The 2,058-nt window shown below is 53.2% G+C and carries 4 protein-coding genes; all 4 read right to left on the minus strand.

The window, feature by feature from the left end; all coding sequences use genetic code 11:
* Positions 1–219: hypothetical protein (locus CMR00_12655; protein PIO47014.1), on the minus strand; the 219-nt coding region annotated here is incomplete at its 3' end.
* A 55-nt stretch (positions 220–274) separates the two neighbouring features.
* The gene (locus CMR00_12660; GenBank protein PIO47015.1) at positions 275–721 is read right to left on the minus strand and encodes an ATPase; all 447 of its coding nucleotides are present in this window, start codon (positions 719–721) and stop codon (positions 275–277) included.
* A 45-nt stretch (positions 722–766) separates the two neighbouring features.
* Entirely contained in the window at positions 767–1,225 is a 459-nt protein-coding gene (locus tag CMR00_12665) for an anti-sigma regulatory factor (protein PIO47016.1), read from the minus strand.
* Between the two features lie 148 nt (positions 1,226–1,373).
* Positions 1,374–2,058 (minus strand): methylmalonyl-CoA carboxyltransferase (locus tag CMR00_12670; protein PIO47017.1); only part of this gene is annotated, 685 nt, incomplete at its 5' end.

Raw genomic sequence — 2,058 nt, forward strand, 5'->3', positions numbered from 1 at the left:
AATGTAATCATTCTGGCGAAAGTTGAGCAGAATCTGCTGTGCGCCATTCTGCGACATTTCCTGATAGGCAGCGTTGATCTTCGCTTCCGCAAAGGTGGTAACGTCTCCAACCAAATCAATCACTGCAATATTGCCGATGACGCGGGTACTCACTCTCAATTCATCTTCCAGCATGCTGCTCCTCCAAAAGATCAGATGTGCCTGCGTCGGTTCAAGCAAGCTACGCTGAGGGCACAATCTGACCGCTGTGTGTGTTGCGGACAAGGTACAGGACTTATGTGTGGGCAACCTCACATTGATACCAGATCAGGCGCACCGTATTGCCGGGCGCAGCTGATGGCTCGACAATAAACTCATCGGCAAGGGCTGCCATCAACATCATGCCCATTCCTCGCAGTGAAGCTGCTCCTGCAAGTTTTTCTTCTATCGTTTTCGGCTCTTTGATGATCGCCAATGGGTTGGTGCCCGTGTCACTGACCTCCACCGCAAAACGATGCCCATCGTAGCTACTCGTGATATAGACGGGTAGATGTGGTTGGAGTTGGTTGCCGTGCTCAATAGCATTGATGCAGGCTTCACTGACTGCGGTCTTTAGATCATCTATACGGGCTTGGTCGAACCCAACGAAATTGGCAAAAGTGGCAACCACTCGGCGGGCAATGATCTCGTAGCCGAGAATACTCGGAAAGATGAGTTCGATGGATGTTTGCCCATTGTGCATGATGCTTGTCTGTCCTATGCGTCTACCAGTAGGGCCGAGTACAGTTTAGCGTTCAAGGTGAATCACCATCCGTACTTGGTTGCCCCCACTAGGGGCAGTAGTGAACTCTACTTCATCCATCAATTCTTGGATCAGCCAGATGCCCCAGCCACCCTTATCATCGCGCTTCATTGCCTCGCTAATCTGGGGCACACGGCTGACATATGCCTCATCAATGGTTTTGTGACCCTGATCGGTGACACTGACAATCAGTTCATCGCCCCGCACCGTTAGGAGCACAACCACTTTCATGGCTTCATCGTGCTGATTGCCATGCTCGATAGCATTCGTCACTGCTTCACTCACGGCAGTTTTCAGTGCTGAGACACGATCCGTTTCAAACCCCATCCGGCTCGCCAGCGAAGCCGCAGCATCCATGGCCACGCGCTCATAGCCGAGCTTGCTCGGTAAGCGTAACTCAATCATCTTCTCGCTCGGCTTTGATCGTTTCGTGTCGTCACTCATACGTATGCTATCCACCCTTATTCAGACACTGCTTGCAGTAGGATGTGTGTATCTTTAAACAATGCCCTACCTCTGTATAGTAGCATAGTTTGTGTTTCTCTGGCAAGCAATTGTTCCGGCTCGTTTGTCCGCGCAGCGCACCTGTTATTTATAACGGAATATTGCCATGCTTTCGGGCGGGCAAGCTCTGGCGTTTGGTGCGTGCAATTCGCAGCGATTTAATTAACGCGGCGCGGGTCTCTTGCGGCTCGATCACTGCATCAATGTAGCCGCGCTCGGCGGCAACGTAAGGGTTGGCAAAGCGTTGCTGATAATCACTGGACAGATCGGCAAGGCGCACGGTGGGATCGTCTGCTTCGGCTAGCTCCTTGCGGAAGATGATCCGCACGGCCGCATCCACCCCCATCACTGCGATCTCGGCCGTAGGCCATGCAAAGTTGAAGTCGGCGCGAATGTGCTTGCTGGACATCACATCATACGCACCGCCGTAGGCTTTGCGCGTAATCACAGTGAGCTTGGGCACGGTGGCTTCGCAGTAGGCAAAGAGGAGTTTCGCGCCGTGCCGGATGATCCCGCCATACTCTTGCTGGGTGCCGGGGAGGAAACCGGGCACATCTACGAAGGTCACGAGTGGGATGTTGAAGGCATCACAGAAGCGTACAAAGCGAGCGGCTTTGATTGAGCTGTCTATATCGAGCGTGCCCGCCATGTGCATGGGCTGGTTTGCCACAATTCCCACCGAGAAGCCATCGAGCCGCGCAAAGCCGATCATGATGTTGCGGGCCCAATACTCCTGCACCTCGAAGAAGAAGTTGTCATCTACAACGGTTTCG

Origin of the sequence: [Chlorobium] sp. 445, from assembly GCA_002763895.1 — a bacterium.
Classification (GTDB): Bacteria; Bacteroidota; Chlorobiia; order Chlorobiales; family Thermochlorobacteraceae; genus Thermochlorobacter.